General features: G+C 75.6%; 17 protein-coding genes. 8 read left to right on the top strand and 9 right to left on the bottom strand.

Annotation, left to right across the window (positions count from 1 at the left end; genetic code table 11):
* Positions 1-34: 34 nt before the first annotated feature.
* Positions 35-613 carry an LOG family protein gene (locus ACI797_RS16815; protein ID WP_456859887.1) on the bottom strand — a complete coding sequence of 193 codons (579 nt, stop codon included), beginning with the start codon at positions 611-613 and terminating at the stop codon, positions 35-37.
* Positions 614-620: 7 nt separating this feature from the next.
* Positions 621-1,079, bottom strand: coding sequence for a MaoC family dehydratase (locus ACI797_RS16810; RefSeq protein WP_456859886.1), 459 nt, complete (start codon positions 1,077-1,079; stop codon positions 621-623).
* Positions 1,080-1,224: 145 nt separating this feature from the next.
* On the opposite strand from ACI797_RS16810, the gene ACI797_RS16805 reads away from it, so the two are divergent.
* The 5 genes from ACI797_RS16805 (at position 1,225) to ACI797_RS16785 (ending at position 4,621) form a co-directional block, all read left to right on the top strand.
* Positions 1,225-1,698: an NUDIX domain-containing protein gene (locus tag ACI797_RS16805; RefSeq protein WP_456859885.1), complete on the top strand. Its 474-nt coding sequence runs from the start codon at positions 1,225-1,227 to the stop codon at positions 1,696-1,698.
* Positions 1,699-1,788: 90 nt separating this feature from the next.
* Positions 1,789-2,598 carry a hypothetical protein gene (locus tag ACI797_RS16800; RefSeq protein ID WP_456859884.1) on the top strand — a complete coding sequence of 270 codons (810 nt, stop codon included), beginning with the start codon at positions 1,789-1,791 and terminating at the stop codon, positions 2,596-2,598.
* Positions 2,599-2,632: 34 nt separating this feature from the next.
* Positions 2,633-3,520 (top strand): 1,4-dihydroxy-2-naphthoyl-CoA synthase, encoded by an 888-nt coding sequence (locus ACI797_RS16795; protein ID WP_456859883.1) that lies wholly within the window; start codon positions 2,633-2,635, stop codon positions 3,518-3,520.
* A gap of 44 nt (positions 3,521-3,564) precedes the next feature.
* The gene (locus tag ACI797_RS16790) at positions 3,565-3,897 is read left to right on the top strand and encodes a hypothetical protein (protein ID WP_456859882.1); all 333 of its coding nucleotides are present in this window, start codon (positions 3,565-3,567) and stop codon (positions 3,895-3,897) included.
* Positions 3,898-4,024: 127 nt separating this feature from the next.
* Positions 4,025-4,621 (top strand): TetR-like C-terminal domain-containing protein, encoded by a 597-nt coding sequence (locus ACI797_RS16785; protein ID WP_456859881.1) that lies wholly within the window; start codon positions 4,025-4,027, stop codon positions 4,619-4,621.
* Between the two features lie 6 nt (positions 4,622-4,627).
* Here the strand turns inward: ACI797_RS16785 and ACI797_RS16780 are convergent, their stop codons facing one another.
* Together ACI797_RS16780 and ACI797_RS16775 are read right to left on the bottom strand one after the other, a co-directional pair.
* A complete protein-coding gene (locus ACI797_RS16780) occupies positions 4,628-5,347 on the bottom strand; it encodes a TetR/AcrR family transcriptional regulator (RefSeq protein ID WP_456859880.1) in 720 nt (239 codons plus the stop codon).
* Positions 5,348-5,407: 60 nt separating this feature from the next.
* Positions 5,408-5,806 (bottom strand): DUF5946 family protein, encoded by a 399-nt coding sequence (locus ACI797_RS16775; protein ID WP_456859879.1) that lies wholly within the window; start codon positions 5,804-5,806, stop codon positions 5,408-5,410.
* A gap of 42 nt (positions 5,807-5,848) precedes the next feature.
* Here ACI797_RS16775 and ACI797_RS16770 point away from each other — a divergent pair, with 42 nt between their 5' ends.
* The 3 genes from ACI797_RS16770 to ACI797_RS16760 all read left to right on the top strand — a co-directional run bounded on the left by ACI797_RS16770 (position 5,849) and on the right by ACI797_RS16760 (position 9,395).
* The gene (locus tag ACI797_RS16770; protein WP_456859878.1) at positions 5,849-6,961 is read left to right on the top strand and encodes a Zn-dependent alcohol dehydrogenase; all 1,113 of its coding nucleotides are present in this window, start codon (positions 5,849-5,851) and stop codon (positions 6,959-6,961) included.
* Between the two features lie 29 nt (positions 6,962-6,990).
* A complete protein-coding gene (locus ACI797_RS16765; RefSeq protein ID WP_456859877.1) occupies positions 6,991-7,653 on the top strand; it encodes an HAD family hydrolase in 663 nt (220 codons plus the stop codon).
* A gap of 98 nt (positions 7,654-7,751) precedes the next feature.
* Positions 7,752-9,395, top strand: coding sequence for a protein kinase domain-containing protein (locus ACI797_RS16760; RefSeq protein ID WP_456859876.1), 1,644 nt, complete (start codon positions 7,752-7,754; stop codon positions 9,393-9,395).
* Here ACI797_RS16760 and ACI797_RS16755 read toward each other — a convergent pair.
* From ACI797_RS16755 to ACI797_RS16735, 5 genes are all read right to left on the bottom strand, one after another.
* Complete coding sequence (locus ACI797_RS16755; RefSeq protein WP_456859875.1) at positions 9,392-9,997, bottom strand: hypothetical protein; 606 nt, start codon at positions 9,995-9,997, stop codon at positions 9,392-9,394. The two genes, ACI797_RS16760 and ACI797_RS16755, sit on opposite strands and share 4 nt — an antisense overlap.
* A 145-nt stretch (positions 9,998-10,142) precedes the next feature.
* Positions 10,143-11,111, bottom strand: coding sequence for a glucosyl-3-phosphoglycerate synthase (locus ACI797_RS16750; RefSeq protein ID WP_456859874.1), 969 nt, complete (start codon positions 11,109-11,111; stop codon positions 10,143-10,145).
* A 167-nt stretch (positions 11,112-11,278) separates the two neighbouring features.
* The gene (locus tag ACI797_RS16745) at positions 11,279-13,420 is read right to left on the bottom strand and encodes an alkaline phosphatase family protein (protein ID WP_456859873.1); all 2,142 of its coding nucleotides are present in this window, start codon (positions 13,418-13,420) and stop codon (positions 11,279-11,281) included.
* Positions 13,417-14,061: a DedA family protein gene (locus ACI797_RS16740; RefSeq protein WP_456859872.1), complete on the bottom strand. Its 645-nt coding sequence runs from the start codon at positions 14,059-14,061 to the stop codon at positions 13,417-13,419. The genes ACI797_RS16745 and ACI797_RS16740 overlap by 4 nt, the downstream gene beginning before the upstream one ends.
* Positions 14,058-14,858 (bottom strand): MBL fold metallo-hydrolase, encoded by an 801-nt coding sequence (locus ACI797_RS16735; RefSeq protein ID WP_456859871.1) that lies wholly within the window; start codon positions 14,856-14,858, stop codon positions 14,058-14,060. Before ACI797_RS16735 ends, ACI797_RS16740 begins: the two co-directional genes overlap by 4 nt.
* Positions 14,859-14,894 lie beyond the last annotated feature (36 nt).

The raw sequence follows: 14,894 nt of genomic DNA, 5'->3' as shown, positions 1-14,894 counted from the left end.
GAAAGCGGTACCGCTTTCGGCGCGGAAAGCGGTCTCAGGCGGCGGGTGGGGGCTGCGACGTCCACTTGCGGGCGGGGTGCTTGTACCCGTCGACGAACGCGAGCAGCTCCTCGGCCGAGCCGACGACGCCGAGCGCGTCGAGCCGGCGGCCGTCGAGGTAGCCGTCGTCGACCATGCGGCGCAGCTGGGCGAGCAGCGGCTGCCAGAAGCCGTCGACGTCGAGCAGGGCGGTCGGCTTGGCGTGCAGGCCGAGCATGCCCCAGGTCCAGGCCTCGAACAGCTCCTCCAGCGTGCCGGCGGCGCCGGGCAGCGCGACGAAGACGTCGGCGAGCTCGGCCATCCGCGCCTTGCGCTCGTGCATCGAGGCGACGACCTCGAGCTGCGGCAGGCCGGGGTGGGCCAGCTCGTCGTCGACCAGGTGCTGCGGGATGACGCCGACCACCTCGCCGCCGGCCGCCAGCGCGGCGTCGGCGACGACCCCCATCAGGCCGACGTGCCCGCCGCCGTAGACCACGCCGACGCCCGCGCGGGCCAGGTCGGCGGCGAAGGCCGCGGCGGCGGCGCGGTGGGACTCCGGTCCGGACTGCGAACCGGTGAAGACGGCGACGCGCACGCCCGGCTCAGCCCCCGTAGGCCCGGGTCACCCACTCGGCGATGCAGACCGGCTTGTCGCCGCCCTCGCGCTCGACGGTGACGGTGAAGGTGTTCTGCAGGCCGCCGGCCACCTCCTCGCACTCCTTGAGCACGACCCGCGCGCGGACCTTGGAGCCGACCGGCACCGGCGCCGGGAACCGCACCTTGTTCAGGCCGTAGTTCACCCCCATCTTCGCGTCGGTGACCTTGTACGTGCCCGACGCCAGGGGCACCAGCAGCGAGAGCGTCATGAACCCGTGCGCGATGGGCCCGCCGAAGGGGCTCTCCTTCCTCGCGCGCTCGACGTCGACGTGGATCCACTGGTGGTCCCCGGTGGCGTCGGCGAACTGGTTCACCGCCTCCTGCGTCACCTCGTACCAGTCGCTCGTCCCCAGCTCCTGGCCCACGAGGCCGGGCAGCTCCGCCATGGTCGTCGTCGTGGTCATGCGCCCGATCCTGCCAGCCGCCTCGCGAGTCCTCCTGGCGGGCGACCATCTCCTCCTGCCGGTTCTAGTGCTCTGCCCGCGATGGTGGGCAGAGCACTAGAACCGCGGGGAACACCTAGTGGGCGGGAGCGGGTTCACTGGCGACGTGTTCACCTCCACCGACGGCTGGACGACCTGCGCGCGCGGGCACCGGCACTGGGGCCGCGCCGGCGCCGCCGGGCTGTTCCTGCACCGGGAGGGGGCCGACGGCCGGGAGGTCCTGCTCCAGCACCGGGCCACCTGGTCGCACCACGGCGACACGTGGGGGACCCCGGGCGGCGCGCTGCACGCCGGGGAGAGCGCCCACGCCGGTGCGCTGCGCGAGGCGCGCGAGGAGCTCGGTCTGCTCCCGGACGACGTCGTGCTCGGGCCGTCGTCGGTCGACGACCACGGCGGCTGGGCCTACACCACCGTGCTCGCCCGGCCGGCCAGGTCCCTGGAGCCCGCCGATCTCCGGCTGGACGGGGAGAGCAACGGCGTCGCGTGGATCGCGCTTAGCCGGCTGGCCGAGGTGCCGCTGCACCCGGGCCTGGCCGCGTCGCTCCCGCGCCTGGAGGACCTGCTGCACACCGGGTCGTGAGCCGGCGCGCCGGATCGGCGTTTGTCACCCCCAGCGACGGGGGAAGAGCGGGCCGTTCTCCCGCGCCACCCGACCGAAGGAGCCCGGTCCGTGTCCCGCCCTCGTCACCGCGCTCCGGGCCGAGGCAGGGCCCGTGCCTTCCTCCTGATCTCCTTCACCTGCGGCTTCCTCCTGGTCGCCGCGCCCCTCGCGCTGCTGTTCTCCGGCACCCCCGTCCCCGGGCTCGACGGGATCGGCGGCGGTCCCGGCCCCGAGGAGGACGGCGGGGCGCGGGGCGGCGAGAGCACCGGTGGGGGCGCCGGCGGCACGTCGGTCCCGGGCGAGGTGCCCGGGATGGTCACCGAGTCCTCGAGCTCGCCGGTACCGGGGGGCTCGGCCGGCGGGAGCGGGGGCGGCGACGGCTTCGTGGCCGGCGGCGGGACGGGCGCGGGCAGCGGCGGTACCACGGGGACCGCCGGTGACGGGACCTCCGACACCGTGGCCGGCGGCCAGGCGGTCGGCTCCGGGGGGACGACGACGGGTGGGTCCACCGGCGGTTCGACGGGTGGGTCCACCGGCGGCGGGTCGACGGGTGGTTCGACCAGCGGCTCCACGGGCGGCGGCTCCACGGGCGGCGGGTCGACCGGTGGGGGCACCGGCGGCGGTACCGGCGGTGGCGGGACCGGTAGCGGCGGTACCGGCGGTGGCGGGACCGGTAGCGGTTCGGGCGGCGACGGCGGCTGCCTCTGCGACACGGTCGGCGACGTCGTGGACGACGTCGGCGGTGTGGTGGGCGGCGTCGGTGGCCCCGTCGGCGGCGTGACCGAGGGCGCCGGGGATGCCGTAGGCGGCGTGCTCGGCGGCACCGCCACCGACACGACCGGCGCGCTCGGGGGCGCCGTGGGCGGTCTCGTCCCCTGAGGAGCCCCGCTGCACCCCGCACTAGGTTCGGGGCATGACCGCCCGCGACGACGTCTCCGAGATCTTCGACAGCTCCGCGTGGCGGCCCGTCGAGGGCCTCGACTTCGCCGACCTGACCTACCACCGGGCGGTCGACGCCGGCGTCGTCCGGATCGCCTTCGACCGGCCCGACGTCCGCAACGCCTTCCGGCCGCAGACGGTCGACGAGCTGATCACCGCGCTGGACCACGCGCGGCTGTCCACCGACGTCGGGTGCGTGATCCTCACGGGCAACGGGCCCAGCACCCGCGACGGCGGCTGGGCCTTCTGCTCCGGCGGCGACCAGCGGGTGCGCGGCAGGTACGGCTACGAGCACTCGTCCGGCTCCAGCGGCCGGCTGCACGTGCTCGAGGCGCAGCGGCTGATCCGGTTCATGCCGAAGGTGGTCATCTGCGTCGTCCCGGGCTGGGCGGCCGGCGGCGGGCACAGCCTGCACGTGGTCAGCGACCTGACGCTGGCCAGCGCCGAGCACGCGCGGTTCAAGCAGACCGACGCCGACGTCGGCAGCTTCGACGGCGGCTTCGGCTCGGCCTACCTCGCCCGGCAGGTGGGGCAGAAGTTCGCCCGCGAGATCTTCTTCCTCGGCGACGAGTACACCGCCGAGGACGCGCACCGCATGGGCATGGTCAACCGGGTCGTGCCGCACGCCGAGCTCGAGCGCACCGCGCTGGACTGGGGCCGGCGGATCGTCGCCAAGAGCCCCACCGCCCAGCGGATGCTCAAGTACTCCTTCAACCTGATCGACGACGGGCTGGTCGGCCAGCAGCTCTTCGCCGGCGAGACGACCCGGCTGGCCTACATGGCCGAGGAGGCGGTGGAGGGCCGGGACGCGTTCCTGGAGAAGCGCGACCCCGACTTCAGCCGGTTCCCCTGGCACGTGTGAGGGAGCCTTTTCGGGCTAAGTCCCCGACGACGAGGAGGTCTGCTGTGATCGTCGAAGTGGTGGGCGGCACCGAGGAGCGGCCCCAGGTGAAGGTGGTCGACGTCGACGACCTCGCCACGCTGCACCTGGCGCTGGGCGCGGTCACCGACGAGGAGGCCGACGAGGCCCTGCGCGAGGCCGGTCTCGGCCGGCTGGAGGGTAGTGACGTCGGTCACATCGACGTCGGTGCGCTCCGGGCTGCCGCCGAGGCGCAGGGCGGGGGCGGGGACTGGTCCGAGCGCTGGGAGGGGATGCTCTCCACCGCCCGCGACAAGGGCCGGCTCAGCGCCGACGGGGGCAGCCTCCAGGTGCACGTCGAGAGCGCGGCGAGCGGCTGAACGCCCTCGGACGCTCCGGTTCCGGTTCCGCCCGGACGGGCGACGCGGACAACCGGACGTTGTGGTCACTACACCCTAAGGGCCAGGATGGCCAGGTGCGTATTGGACGCTGTCACGGAAACAGACCGTGAGCGGCACCCCGGGACGTCCCCTGAGCGCGGAACTGTCCGAGCAACTGGTGGCGGTGGCCGTCGACATCCTGGCCGAGGAGGGCTGGGGACGGCTCAACAGCGACCGCATCGCGGCCCGCGCTCGTGCGGGGAAGGCGGGCATCTACCGCCGTTGGCCGACCATGGCCGCCCTCGCCCGGCACGCCGTCGGTCGCTTCACCCTGGTCGACCTCCCCGAGGACGCCGGATCGGTCCGCGGCGACCTCGCCGCCCTGGTCACCCGCTGGTCGTCGCCGCTGAGCCGGGAGGAGCGCGCCGCCGCCAGCCTGGTCGGCGCCGCCCGGCACGACGAGGACCTGCGCGCCGGGCTGGACGCCGCGCTGGTGCGCCCGCTGGCCGCCGCGGTCGACGAGCTCGGCGCCCGGGCTTCGGCCCGCGGCGAGCCGATCGACGACCGGCGGCTGGCCCTGCTCGGGTCGGTGCTCGAGGCCTTCTGGTGGCAGCGCTACACCGCGGCGGGCGACGGGGCGATGACCCCCGACGACGTCGACCGCATCATCGACGACGTCCTGCTGCCGATCGCGACGCCGTCGGCCGAGACCGCGACCGTCTGACCCGGCTCAGCCGGCCCGGCGCACGTCGCCCGGCCAACCGGTGACCGTGGCGGGCGCCGCGGCGACCGCGTGCACCGGGGCCGGCCCCTGCTCGAGCTGCCCGAGGAGGCGCTCGGTCAGCGCCTCGATCTCGGCGGCCGCCTGCGCGGCCGCCGTGGCGTCGGCGAGCGCCGGGCGCTGGCTGAGCAGCAGCACGCGGGCCACGGACAGCCAGGTGGCCGCGGTGATCGCCGCGGCCGTGGCGGGGTCGCCGGGCACCGGGACGGCGTCGGCCCCCGGGTCGGCCGACCACGCCTCGGCCAGCGCCGCGGTGAGCCGGCGCTCGGCGTCGTGCACGAGCTGCAGCTCGCGGGTGCGCAGCGCGGGGGAGGCCTCGATCGTCGCGACGTAGCCGCGGCGCTCGTCGCTGCCGTGGGCGCCGGCCAGCGCCGCCACCACCTGCACCAGGTACTCGCGCAGGGCGCGCAGCGGCGGCACGCCGGGGGCGCGGTCGCGGACCGCGGCGGCGGCGCCCTCGACCCACGGCGTCCGCCCGTCGAAGAACAGGTCTTCCTTGGTCGCGAAGTGGTTGAAGACGGTCTGGACGGCGACGTCGGCCTCGGCGGCGATGTCGGCGATGGTCACGGCCTCGAACCCGCGCGCCGCGAACAGCCGGTGCGCGGCGGTGCGGATCTCGGCGCGGGTCCGTGCCTTCTTGCGTGCACGACGGTCCTGGAGCTCACCCACGGTGCACACTTTAGCCACGCAAAGTATCGGTCGCCGGTTCCCGAGGGGAACTGGCGCGTCTCAGTTCTCCGTGCGCGGCGCGGCCCAGTCCTCCGCGACGGCGCGCGCCCACGCCTCGACCAGCACGGACAGGTCGACGACGTCGAGATCGGCCGCGACGTCGGCGACCGTCGTCCGCCACACCGCCGGTGGGCTGTCGGGAAGGTCACCCGCGGCGAACCGCTCGGCCAGCCGCGCGGCGGCCGGCCGCTGCCCCGGCCCGGCGTGCTGGGCGGCGTAGGCGTCGTCGCCGAGCTCCACCGCCGCCGCGGCCGCCGGGTCGGCGGCGTCCTCGCGCAGCCCGCCCAGCGTCTCGTCGAACAGGCGCGCGCAGGCCGCAGCCGGGCCCTCACCGGCGAGCGGCGCCAGGACCGACCCGCAACCGGGGCAGACGACTACCGGCGGGGATGCAGCGGTCACCCGGCCGATCGTGCCTCATCCCGGCCCGGTCAGGATGGCGGGGTGAGGACGACTGCCGCGGTGCTGCGGGCGCCGGAGACCGAGTACGAGCTGGTGGATCTGGAGGTCGCGGACCCCGGCCCGGGCGAGGTGCTGGTCGAGATGGCCTTCGCCGGGCTCTGCCACTCCGACGAGCACCTGCGGCACAGCAACCCCGGCGGGCGGTACCCGATCGTCGGCGGGCACGAGGGCTCCGGCGTCGTCCTGGCCGTGGGCGACGGCGTGACCGGCGTGCAGCCGGGCGACCACGTCGTCACCAGCTTCCTGCCCGCCTGCGGGCACTGCCGGTACTGCGCGGCCGGGCGGTCCAACCTCTGCGACAAGGGCGCGACGATCGCGACCGGGCAGCTGCCCAGCGGCCGGTGGCCGTTCACCCTCGACGGCGAGCCGCTCGGCGGCTTCTGCATGGTCGGCGCGTTCGCCCGGCACACGCTGCTGAGCGAGTTCTCCTGCGTGCGCCTCGAGCCGCACGTGCCGCTGGACACCGCGGCGCTGCTCGCGTGCAGCGTGCCCACCGGCTGGGGGTCGGCGGTGTACTCCGGCGGGGTGCGGCCGGGCGACACCGTCGTCGTGATCGGGCTCGGCGGGGTGGGCGTCAACGCCGTGCAGGGCGCCCGGCACGCGGGCGCGGCGCGGATCGTCGGTGTCGACCCGGTGGGGATGAAGCGCGAGCTCGCCGCCTCGCTGGGCGCCACGCACACCACGGCCGACGCCGGCGAGGCCGCCCGGCTCGCCCGCGACCTGTCCCGCGGCACCGGCGCCGACGTCGTCGTCGTGACCGTCGGCAAGATGGGGCCCGAGGTGATGGCCGCGGCGACCGCCTGCCTGGGCAAGGGCGGCACGCTGGTGCTCACCGCGCTCGGCGACCGCCCGCACGACGGCGACGTCCAGCTGCGCGGCCAGGTGACCACGGTGTTCGAGCACCGCGTGCAGGGGTCGCTGTTCGGCTCGTGCAACCCGTTCCGCGACATCCCGATGCTGCAGCGGCTGCACGAGGAGGGCCGGCTCGAGCTCGACCGGCTGATCACCGCCCGTTACCCGCTGGAGGAGCTGAACGAGGGCTACCGGGCGCAGGCGGCGGGGGAGACCGTCCGCGGCCTGCTCGTCCACGCGTGACGGGTGCCGTTTCGGGCTACAGCCCCCCGGTGACCCAGGCCATCGCCGTCCTCGATGTCGACGGCACCCTCGTCGACACCAACTACCAGCACGCGCTCGCCTGGTACCGGGCGTTCCGCTCGCTGGGCGAGACCTTCCCGATCTGGCGGATCCACCGGCTGATCGGCATGGGCGGTGACCAGCTGGTCGCGGCGATCGGCGGCGACGAGGTGGAGGAGCGGATCGGCGACGAGGCCCGCGAGCGCTGGGTCGAGGAGGCCGACACGCTCATGGAGGAGATCGCCGTCCTGCCCGGGGCCCGTGACCTGCTCGTGGCGCTGCGGGAGCGCGGCCACCGGGTCGTGCTGGCCAGCTCGGGCAAGCCGCACCACGTCGAGCGCTACCTCGACCTGCTCGACGCCCGCGACCTCGCCGAGGACTGGACCACCAGCGAGGACGTCGAGGAGACCAAGCCTGCGCCGGACCTGCTGCAGACCGCGCTGCGCAAGCTCGGCGAGCCCGAGGACGCCGACAGCGTGCTGGTCGGCGACTCGGTGTGGGACGTCGAGGCCGCGAAGAACGCCGGGATGCCGGCGCTGGTCGTGCGCTCCGGCGGGTTTGGCGACGAGGAGCTGCGGGAGGCCGGCGCGGTGGCCATCTTCGACACCCCCGCCGACCTCGTGGCCGCCCTCGACGACACCCCCCTCGCGTAAGACCCCTCCGCTTTCGGCGCCGAAAGCGGGGGAGGAGCCGCCCCGGACCGCATACTGACGCGCGGCCGCGAGGGCGGCGTCGGCATCGCGGGGGTGGCGTGGAGATCGGAACCGGCTCGACCGTCGGCGGCTACCGCATCGAGCGCACCCTCGGGCAGGGCGGCATGGGGGCGGTGTACCTGGCCCGACACCCGACGCTGCCGCGCCAGGTCGCGCTCAAGGTGCTGCACCCGGCGTTCAGCTCGCACCCCGAGTTCCGCGAGCGGTTCGAGCGGGAGGCCGACCTGCTCTGCGCGCTGGAGCACCCGAACGTCGTCGACGTCCTCGACCGAGGGCAGGACGGCGACCTGCTCTACATCGTCATGCGCTACGTGGCCGGCCCCGACCTGCACACCGCGCTGCACCAGCGCGGTCCCTTCCCGCCGGCGCAGGCGGTCGAGGTCGTCGCGGCGGTGGGCCGGGCGCTGGACCACGCGCACGCCCGCGGCCTGCTGCACCGCGACGTCAAGCCCGCCAACATCCTGCTCAAGCCGCTCGGCGACGGCACCGAGGAGGCGGTGCTCACCGACTTCGGCATCGCGAAGGACGTCACCGCGGTCGCGCCGCTGACCCGCGACGGGCAGGTGCCGGCCACGGTCGCCTACGCCTCGCCCGAGCAGATCAACGGCTGGCCGGCCGACGGGCGGGCCGACGTCTACTCGCTCGGCACGGTGCTGTTCGAGCTGCTCACGGGCCGCCGGGCCTTCCCGGCCGAGGACATGACGCCGCTGCTGGCGTCGGTGCTGGTGGGCCCGGTGCCCGACGCCCGCCAGGTGCGCACCGACCTGCCGCCGGCCCTCGCCGAGGTCGTCGCGCGGGCGCTCGCCAAGGACCCCGGCGAGCGGTTCGCCACCTGCGCCGAGCTGGTCGCGGCCGCGCGCGCCGCGCTGACGCCGCGGTCGGCGGTGCCGCCGACCACCGTGGGCGCCACCGGGGCGCCCCCGCCGCCCCCACCGCTCCCGACGCCGGTCACCCGCTCGCAGACCGTCCCCGCGCCGGCGCCCGCCCCGCGCCGGCACCGCTGGCCGGTCGCCGTGGCCCTGCTGGCGCTGGTCGCGGTGGCCGCGATCGTCGTCGGCGTCGTCCTCACCGGCGGGAACGGCGGGGACGACGGCGGCGACCCCGGGACGACCGCGCAGGGGCCCACGTCGTCCACCGGCGCGACCGCGCCCCCCGTCGACGGGTTCGCCGTCGGCGACTGCCTGGACGCCGGCCGCCAGGCGACCACCTGCGACGGCGAGCACGCCGCCGAGGTCTACAGCACGACCGACTGCACCGCCGACGCCCTGCTGGCCTACCTCGGCGGCGAGCCCGGCCGCGACGTCCTGCGCACGAACCTGCAGACGGCGCAGGTGGGCGCGGCGTGCACCGTCGGCCTCCCCGGCGCCACGCTGGACGGCCCGAACCAGCGCGTCCTCGACGACCGGGACGGCGATGTCTGGCGGCGCTGCCTGGACGGCGCCACCGAGCTGCCGTGCTCGGAGCGGCACACCGCCGAGGTGGTCTTCGAGCAGGCGCAGAGCACCGACCCGCTGGCCTGCACGAGCCGCGCCGACGACTACCTCGGCGCCCCGTTCTCCCGGCACGACGACGTGCTGCGGGTCCGGGAGGCGGGCACCACCTGCCTGATCGAGGTGCGCGGGGCCGACGAGCTCACCGCGTCGCTGCGGGACCTCCGGTCGAACGCGCTGCCGTTGGACTAGTTCAGGGTCGCGTCGGTGATCACGCCGATCACCGAGCCGCCGCAGTCCTCGGCGGCGTCGTCCAGGTACAGCCGGATCACCAGGGCGTTGACGCCCTCGACGTCGACGGTGAAGTCCTGCACCTCGTTGAACGGCACGCTGCGGATGTCGATCTGCTCGTTGTTGCCGACGACCTCGACGGCCAGCTCCTGGTCGGAGTTGCGGCTGTCGTTGGCCTGCGCGGCCGAGAACGTCAGCTCGCTGAAGTTGTTGGCCAGCCGCAGCTCGAGCTGCTGCACGTAGGAGGGGTCGCCGCCGCAGTACTGCACGGTGGCGCCGATCCCCTGGACGTCGTTCTGGTCGGCCACGTCGTAGCGCCGCTCCTCGAAGTCGGTGACCGCGAAGAAGTCGGCGAGGGTCAGCCGGCGGCCCTCGTCCTCCTCGTCGAGCACGCCGTCGTCGCTGGCGGACGTCGAGCTCGCCGACGTCGTCGCCTCCTCGCTCTCCGAGGTCTCGGCCGGGCTCGAGCTGGTCGTGGACGCGCTGGTGGTCTCCTCGGCGTCCGAGCTGTTCTCGGCGAAGCTGGTGCACCCCGCCGTCCCCAGCAGCAGCCCTGCCGTCACCAGCGACGTCCCCCACGCACGAACCGTCCGACCCACGTCTGCCGCCCCCGTCCCTCCGCGGGCCCCAGCGGCCCCGCGCGAGAGTAGAGACCGTGGCCCTCGTGGACCGAGGGTCGACGCGCGGACGTCACCCCGATTCGTGACGTCAGCCGATCTCCACCCAGCCGGCGGCGTACTCGGGGACGGTGACCATCGGCGGCCGCTCGTCGACGACGACGGCGGAGCTGCGCGGCACGAACCGCTCGCCGTCGTGGCGGAACTGGGTGAGCAGGCCACCGGCCGGCTCGATCTCGGCCCGGGCCAGCACCGTCGACACGATCTGCCCGGCCATGCCGCCGAGCGACTCCTGGCTCTGCGAGGTGTGCCGGCGGACGCCGAGGTCGACCTGGGCCAGCGCCGAGAGCCCGTGGCGCGCCAGCAGGTCGACCAGCAGGCCCACCTCGACGCCGTAGCCGGACACGAACGGCACCTGCTCCAGGGCCGAGCGGCGGCCGGCGTACTCGCCGCCGAGCGGCTGCACGAACCCGGCCAGCTCCGGCCACAGCGCGTTGAGCAGCGGCCGCGCCGTCAGCTCGGTCACCCGGCCGCCGCCGGCCGGCTGCTCGAGCCCGGCGATCTCCAGCGGCCGGGTGTAGCAGCCCTTGACGTAGACGACCGAGGGGTCGGTGAGCAGCGGCGCGAGCAGGCCCGGCACGTAGTGCCGCACGTCGCCCTTCAGGTCGGCGTCGAGGAAGACGACGAGGTCGCCGCTGGTCGCGGCCAGCGCCTTCCACAGCGCCTCGCCCTTGCCCGGCCGGGTGCCGTGGGCGGGCAGGACGTCGGCGGTGGTGACGACGTCGGCGCCGGCGGCCCGGGCGACCGCGGCGGTCGCGTCGGTGGAGTCGGAGTCGACGACGAGCAGCTCGTCGACCAGGGGCGTGCGGCGGACCCAGAGGTCGCGCAGCTCGGCGACCAGGCCGCCCACCGTCGCGGCCTCGTTGCGGGCCGGCAGGACGACGCTGACGCGCGAGCCGCTGCGCCGCTTGGCCCGCAGCAGCGCGGGGGGATCGATCTCGTCGAGGGAGGCGGCGGACGACGTGCGGTGCTCGAACCAGGCGCGGGCGTCGGGTCGCATCGGCCCACTCTCCGGGAGCGCGCGGTTCCGCCGCCAGGCGGCGCGACTCTGTTCACACGAACGTCACCGCGCCGGCACCGAGCGGCCGCTCGGCGCGAGACGTGCACAGAGGTGGCCATCAGCGGCTGACGGCCACCGGAGCGCAGATCTCGCGCAGAGGCGGAACCTCAGACCCGGGCGGCCTCGCGCAGCCCGGCGGGGCTGTCCGGGCCCACGACGGCGCCCGCGCCGGTCGGCTCGGGGTGGCCGAGGTCGGTGAGCCAGCCGCGCAGCACGCGGTGCAGCTGCTCGGCGCCGACGATCTCGCCGGGCGGGGCGAACGTGCGCGGGTGCAGCAGGAACCCGGTCTGCTGCGGTCCGCCGAGCCCACCGTGCGAGCCGACGTGCGGCTCGAACGGGGACGCCTCGTCGGTCTCGGGGTCGTACCGGCTGTTGACGAGCACGTCGGGGCAGTGCGGGAAGGACGACGTCCGCGAGACCAGCTCGGCCGCGTACGGGCCGTAGGGCGCCAGCGGGTCCTCGCCGATCACCTCGCCGGTGGCGATGCGGTGCACGCCCTCCCGGCCGAGCACCACCGGGCCGTGCTCCTCGGACTGCACCAGCAGGAACCCGACGCCGTCGTGGTCGACCAGCCCGGGCAGCAGCTCCGGCCAGTGCCGCTCGATCTCCTCCAGCGGCACCCGGCCCGGGATGTCGGGGAAGGACACCATCGCCACGTGCCCGGAGACGACGCAGACCACCCCGGGCGCCACGCGGGGCACCTTCTCCTCGCCCGACGGCGCGTGCTCGCCGTGCCCGTCGCCGTCCAGGCCGGCGACGCGCTCGCGCAGCCGCCGGGCGACCGGCCCGCCGGCCCCCGCCAGGGCGGACACCGCCTGCCAGCCCTCGATCGGACGGCGGCTCGTGGTGGGCCCGGGCATCGCCTTCTGGTCCACCCGGCCGCCGCCGCACAGCCGGCCGACGTGCTGCTCGATCGTCTCGCCGAACCGGTCGGCGAACGCCTCGCCCTGGGTCAGGCCGTGGTCGGAGAGGCACACCAGGTGGTAGTCGCGCGGGGCCAGCTGGGTGGCCCGGTGCAGCCGGCCGATCTGCTGGTCGATGCTGCGCAGCACCTCGAGGGCGTCGAAGCGCTCGACGCCGGTGTGGTGGCCCACCTCGTCGTAGCCGAGGAAGTCGACGAACGCGACCGGCCGGCCGGCCAGCATGTCCTCGATCAGCGCCGAGACGACGATGTCGCGGGTGATCACCGTCGTCGCCGGGCGGGCCAGCGGGTAGATGCCGCCGCGGGACACCCGGGGGCGGACGTCGTCGCGCCGCTCCCGCGCCGCGGCCCGCAGCTCGCGCCCCACCTCGACCAGCGAGACGGCCAGGGTGCGGACGGCGTTCACCGGGTTGGCGAAGTAGGCGTAGTAGCCGGCGCCGTACCGGTCGCGGCGGCGCTCGCGGCGCGACGACCGCGGCACGACGTGCGACAGCGAGCTCATGGTCAGCGAGACGTGGTCGGCGTCGCCGGTGAACAGCGTGCCGTGCGCGGCACCGCCGCCGGCGAGCAGGCCGCGGCCGTCGGAGTGCCGGCGCTCGACCTCCGCGGCGTCGACCGGGTGCGAGGCGGCGACGACGTGGTCCCGGTCCTTCTCGTACCAGCGGAAGCCCAGGATGTCGTGGTTGGAGCCGTGCAGGATCGCGCAGACGCTGGCCACCGTCTGCGAGCTCCAGTCGGTGTGCCACGACTGCAGCACGTGGCTGCCCGACCGCAGCCACGACGCCAGGTTCGGCATCAGCCCGTCGCGGACGGCGCGGCGCACCGTCTCGTAGCCCAGCCCGTCGATCTGCAGCAGGAGGACGCCGGGCGGGGCCGGCTCGGCGCCGGCCGCCCGCGCGGCGCGGCGGCGGGCGCGGCGGAAGAAGAGCTCGTCCTCGTCGATGGCCAGCGCGCTGCTGATGACGCCGGCGACGGCGGCCATGGCCAGCGTCAGCCACACCGCCGTGGACAGCCGCGCGATGACGACGCCGGGGATGGCGAAGGAGAGCGCCAGCACCCCGGCGCCCAGCAGCAGGAAGCCGCCCAGGCCGAGGGTGAAGAAGGCGACCGGCAGCGCGACCCGCAGCACCAGCGGCCAGACGACGGCGGTGAGCACGCCGAGGACCAGCGCGAGCACCGGCGGCTGCCACCACGACGGCATCGAGAAGTTGCTCATGCCGGCGTCCAGCGCGATCAGGGCGCCGGTGGCGGCGGCCCAGACGAGCAGGACGCGGGCGAGCGTGCGGCCGGTCTGCAGCAGCCGGCCGGGAGAGGCGGGGCGGCTCACGGTGCCGGCGCCTCGTCGGGGCAGGGCTGCTCGGCCGCCGCCCGCTGCGCCTCCTCGCGGCGGTGCCGCCGGCGGCCGGCCAGCAGGTTGATCAGCCCGCTGACCAGCAGGATGAGCAGGGCGGCGATCAGCGTGGCGATGAGCGGGTTGTCGAACAGCCCGCCGGAGGCGACGCCGAGCAGCGCGTACGCCACGGCCCACAGGAACGCGGCGAGCAGCGCCGCGGGCAGCAGCCGGCGCCACGGGTAGGCCAGCGCGCCGGCGGCGAGCAGCACCGGGATGCGGCCCGCGGGCAGCAGCCGGCCGACGACGATGATCTGCCAGCCGTGGGCGCGGAACTGGCCGCGCACCTCCTCGATCCGCTCGGGGTGCTGGCCGCGGGCGACCCAGCGCACGGCCGCCGGCCCGCCGGAGCGGCAGAGCGCGAAGGTGACCAGGTCGCCGGCGAGCGCGCCCAGGGTGGCCAGCAGCAGCACCAGCGGCAGCGAGAGGTGGCCGCTGCTGGTGGCCACCGCCGCGGCCGCGCCGACGACCGCGCCGGTGGGCACGACCGGCACGATCGAGCCCAGCAGCACGCCGCCGAACAGCACCGGGTAGCCCAGGGAGGAGGCGTCGGTCCAGCTCGACGCGAGCGCGCTCATGCCGCCGCCAGCCCGAGCGGGGCGCGCCGACCCGGTTCCACGTGGAGCACCGTCGTGGCCAGCTCGCGCAGCGCCACCTGGGCGGCGAAGGTGCGCGGCGGCTCGACCAGCACGCGGCGCATGCGGCGGCGCAGCCGGGGCAGCAGGTGGCTGCCGCCGAAGGCGAGGGTGCCCCAGTGCACCGGGACGGCGATCCGCGGCCGCAGCCGGGCGACCGCCTCGGCCGCGCGGTGCGGGTCGAGGTGGCCGTGGCCGAGGTTGGGCCCCCAGCCCCACACCGGCAGCAGCGCGACGTCGATGCCCAGGTCGCCGAGGAAGCTCATGGAGTCGAACAGGTCGGTGTCGCCGCTGGCGTAGACCGTCGTCCCGTCGCCGCTGATCAGGTGCCCCATGGCGCGGGTCTGCGGACCGTGCTCGAGCCGCGGCCCCCAGCGGTGGCCGCTGTGCCGGGCGTGCACGCCGGTGACCTTCAGGTCGCCGTCCCGGAGCGTCTCGCCGGGCGCGAGCTCCTCGACGTGCGCGAAGCCCTTGCCCCGCAGCCAGGCGCCGGCGCCGCGGGGGACGACGATGCGCACGTCGCCGAGCAGCCGCAGCGACGGCAGGTGCAGGTGGTCGCCGTGCAGGTGGGACAGCAGCACGAGGTCGACGCCGGCCCAGGCCGACTCGTCGGGCAGCGGCACGACGCGGCGCAGCGGCCCGATGCTGGGCGTGAGCAGGGGATCGGTGAGCACGGTGCGCCCGGCCAGCTCGACGCGGACGGTCGAGTGGCCGAGGAAGTGCAGCCCCGGGTGGCTCACCCGGCCAGTATCCAGCGGCGCACCGACAGGCCGGAT

Source organism: Geodermatophilus sp. SYSU D00691 (assembly GCF_054050275.1).
Note: the sequence above shows the minus strand (reverse complement) of the source record. Positions and strands in the feature narration are given on the sequence as shown.

Bases quoted from the DNA above. Each gene is read 5' to 3' on its own strand.
- ACI797_RS16810 (WP_456859886.1), bottom strand. From the start codon at position 1,079: ATGACCACGACGACGACCATGGCGGAGCTGCCCGGCCTCGTGGGCCAG.
- ACI797_RS16795 (WP_456859883.1), top strand. From the start codon at position 2,633: ATGACCGCCCGCGACGACGTCTCCGAGATCTTCGACAGCTCCGCGTGG.
- ACI797_RS16750 (WP_456859874.1), bottom strand. From the start codon at position 11,111: ATGCGACCCGACGCCCGCGCCTGGTTCGAGCACCGCACGTCGTCCGCC.
- ACI797_RS16740 (WP_456859872.1), bottom strand. From the start codon at position 14,061: ATGAGCGCGCTCGCGTCGAGCTGGACCGACGCCTCCTCCCTGGGCTAC.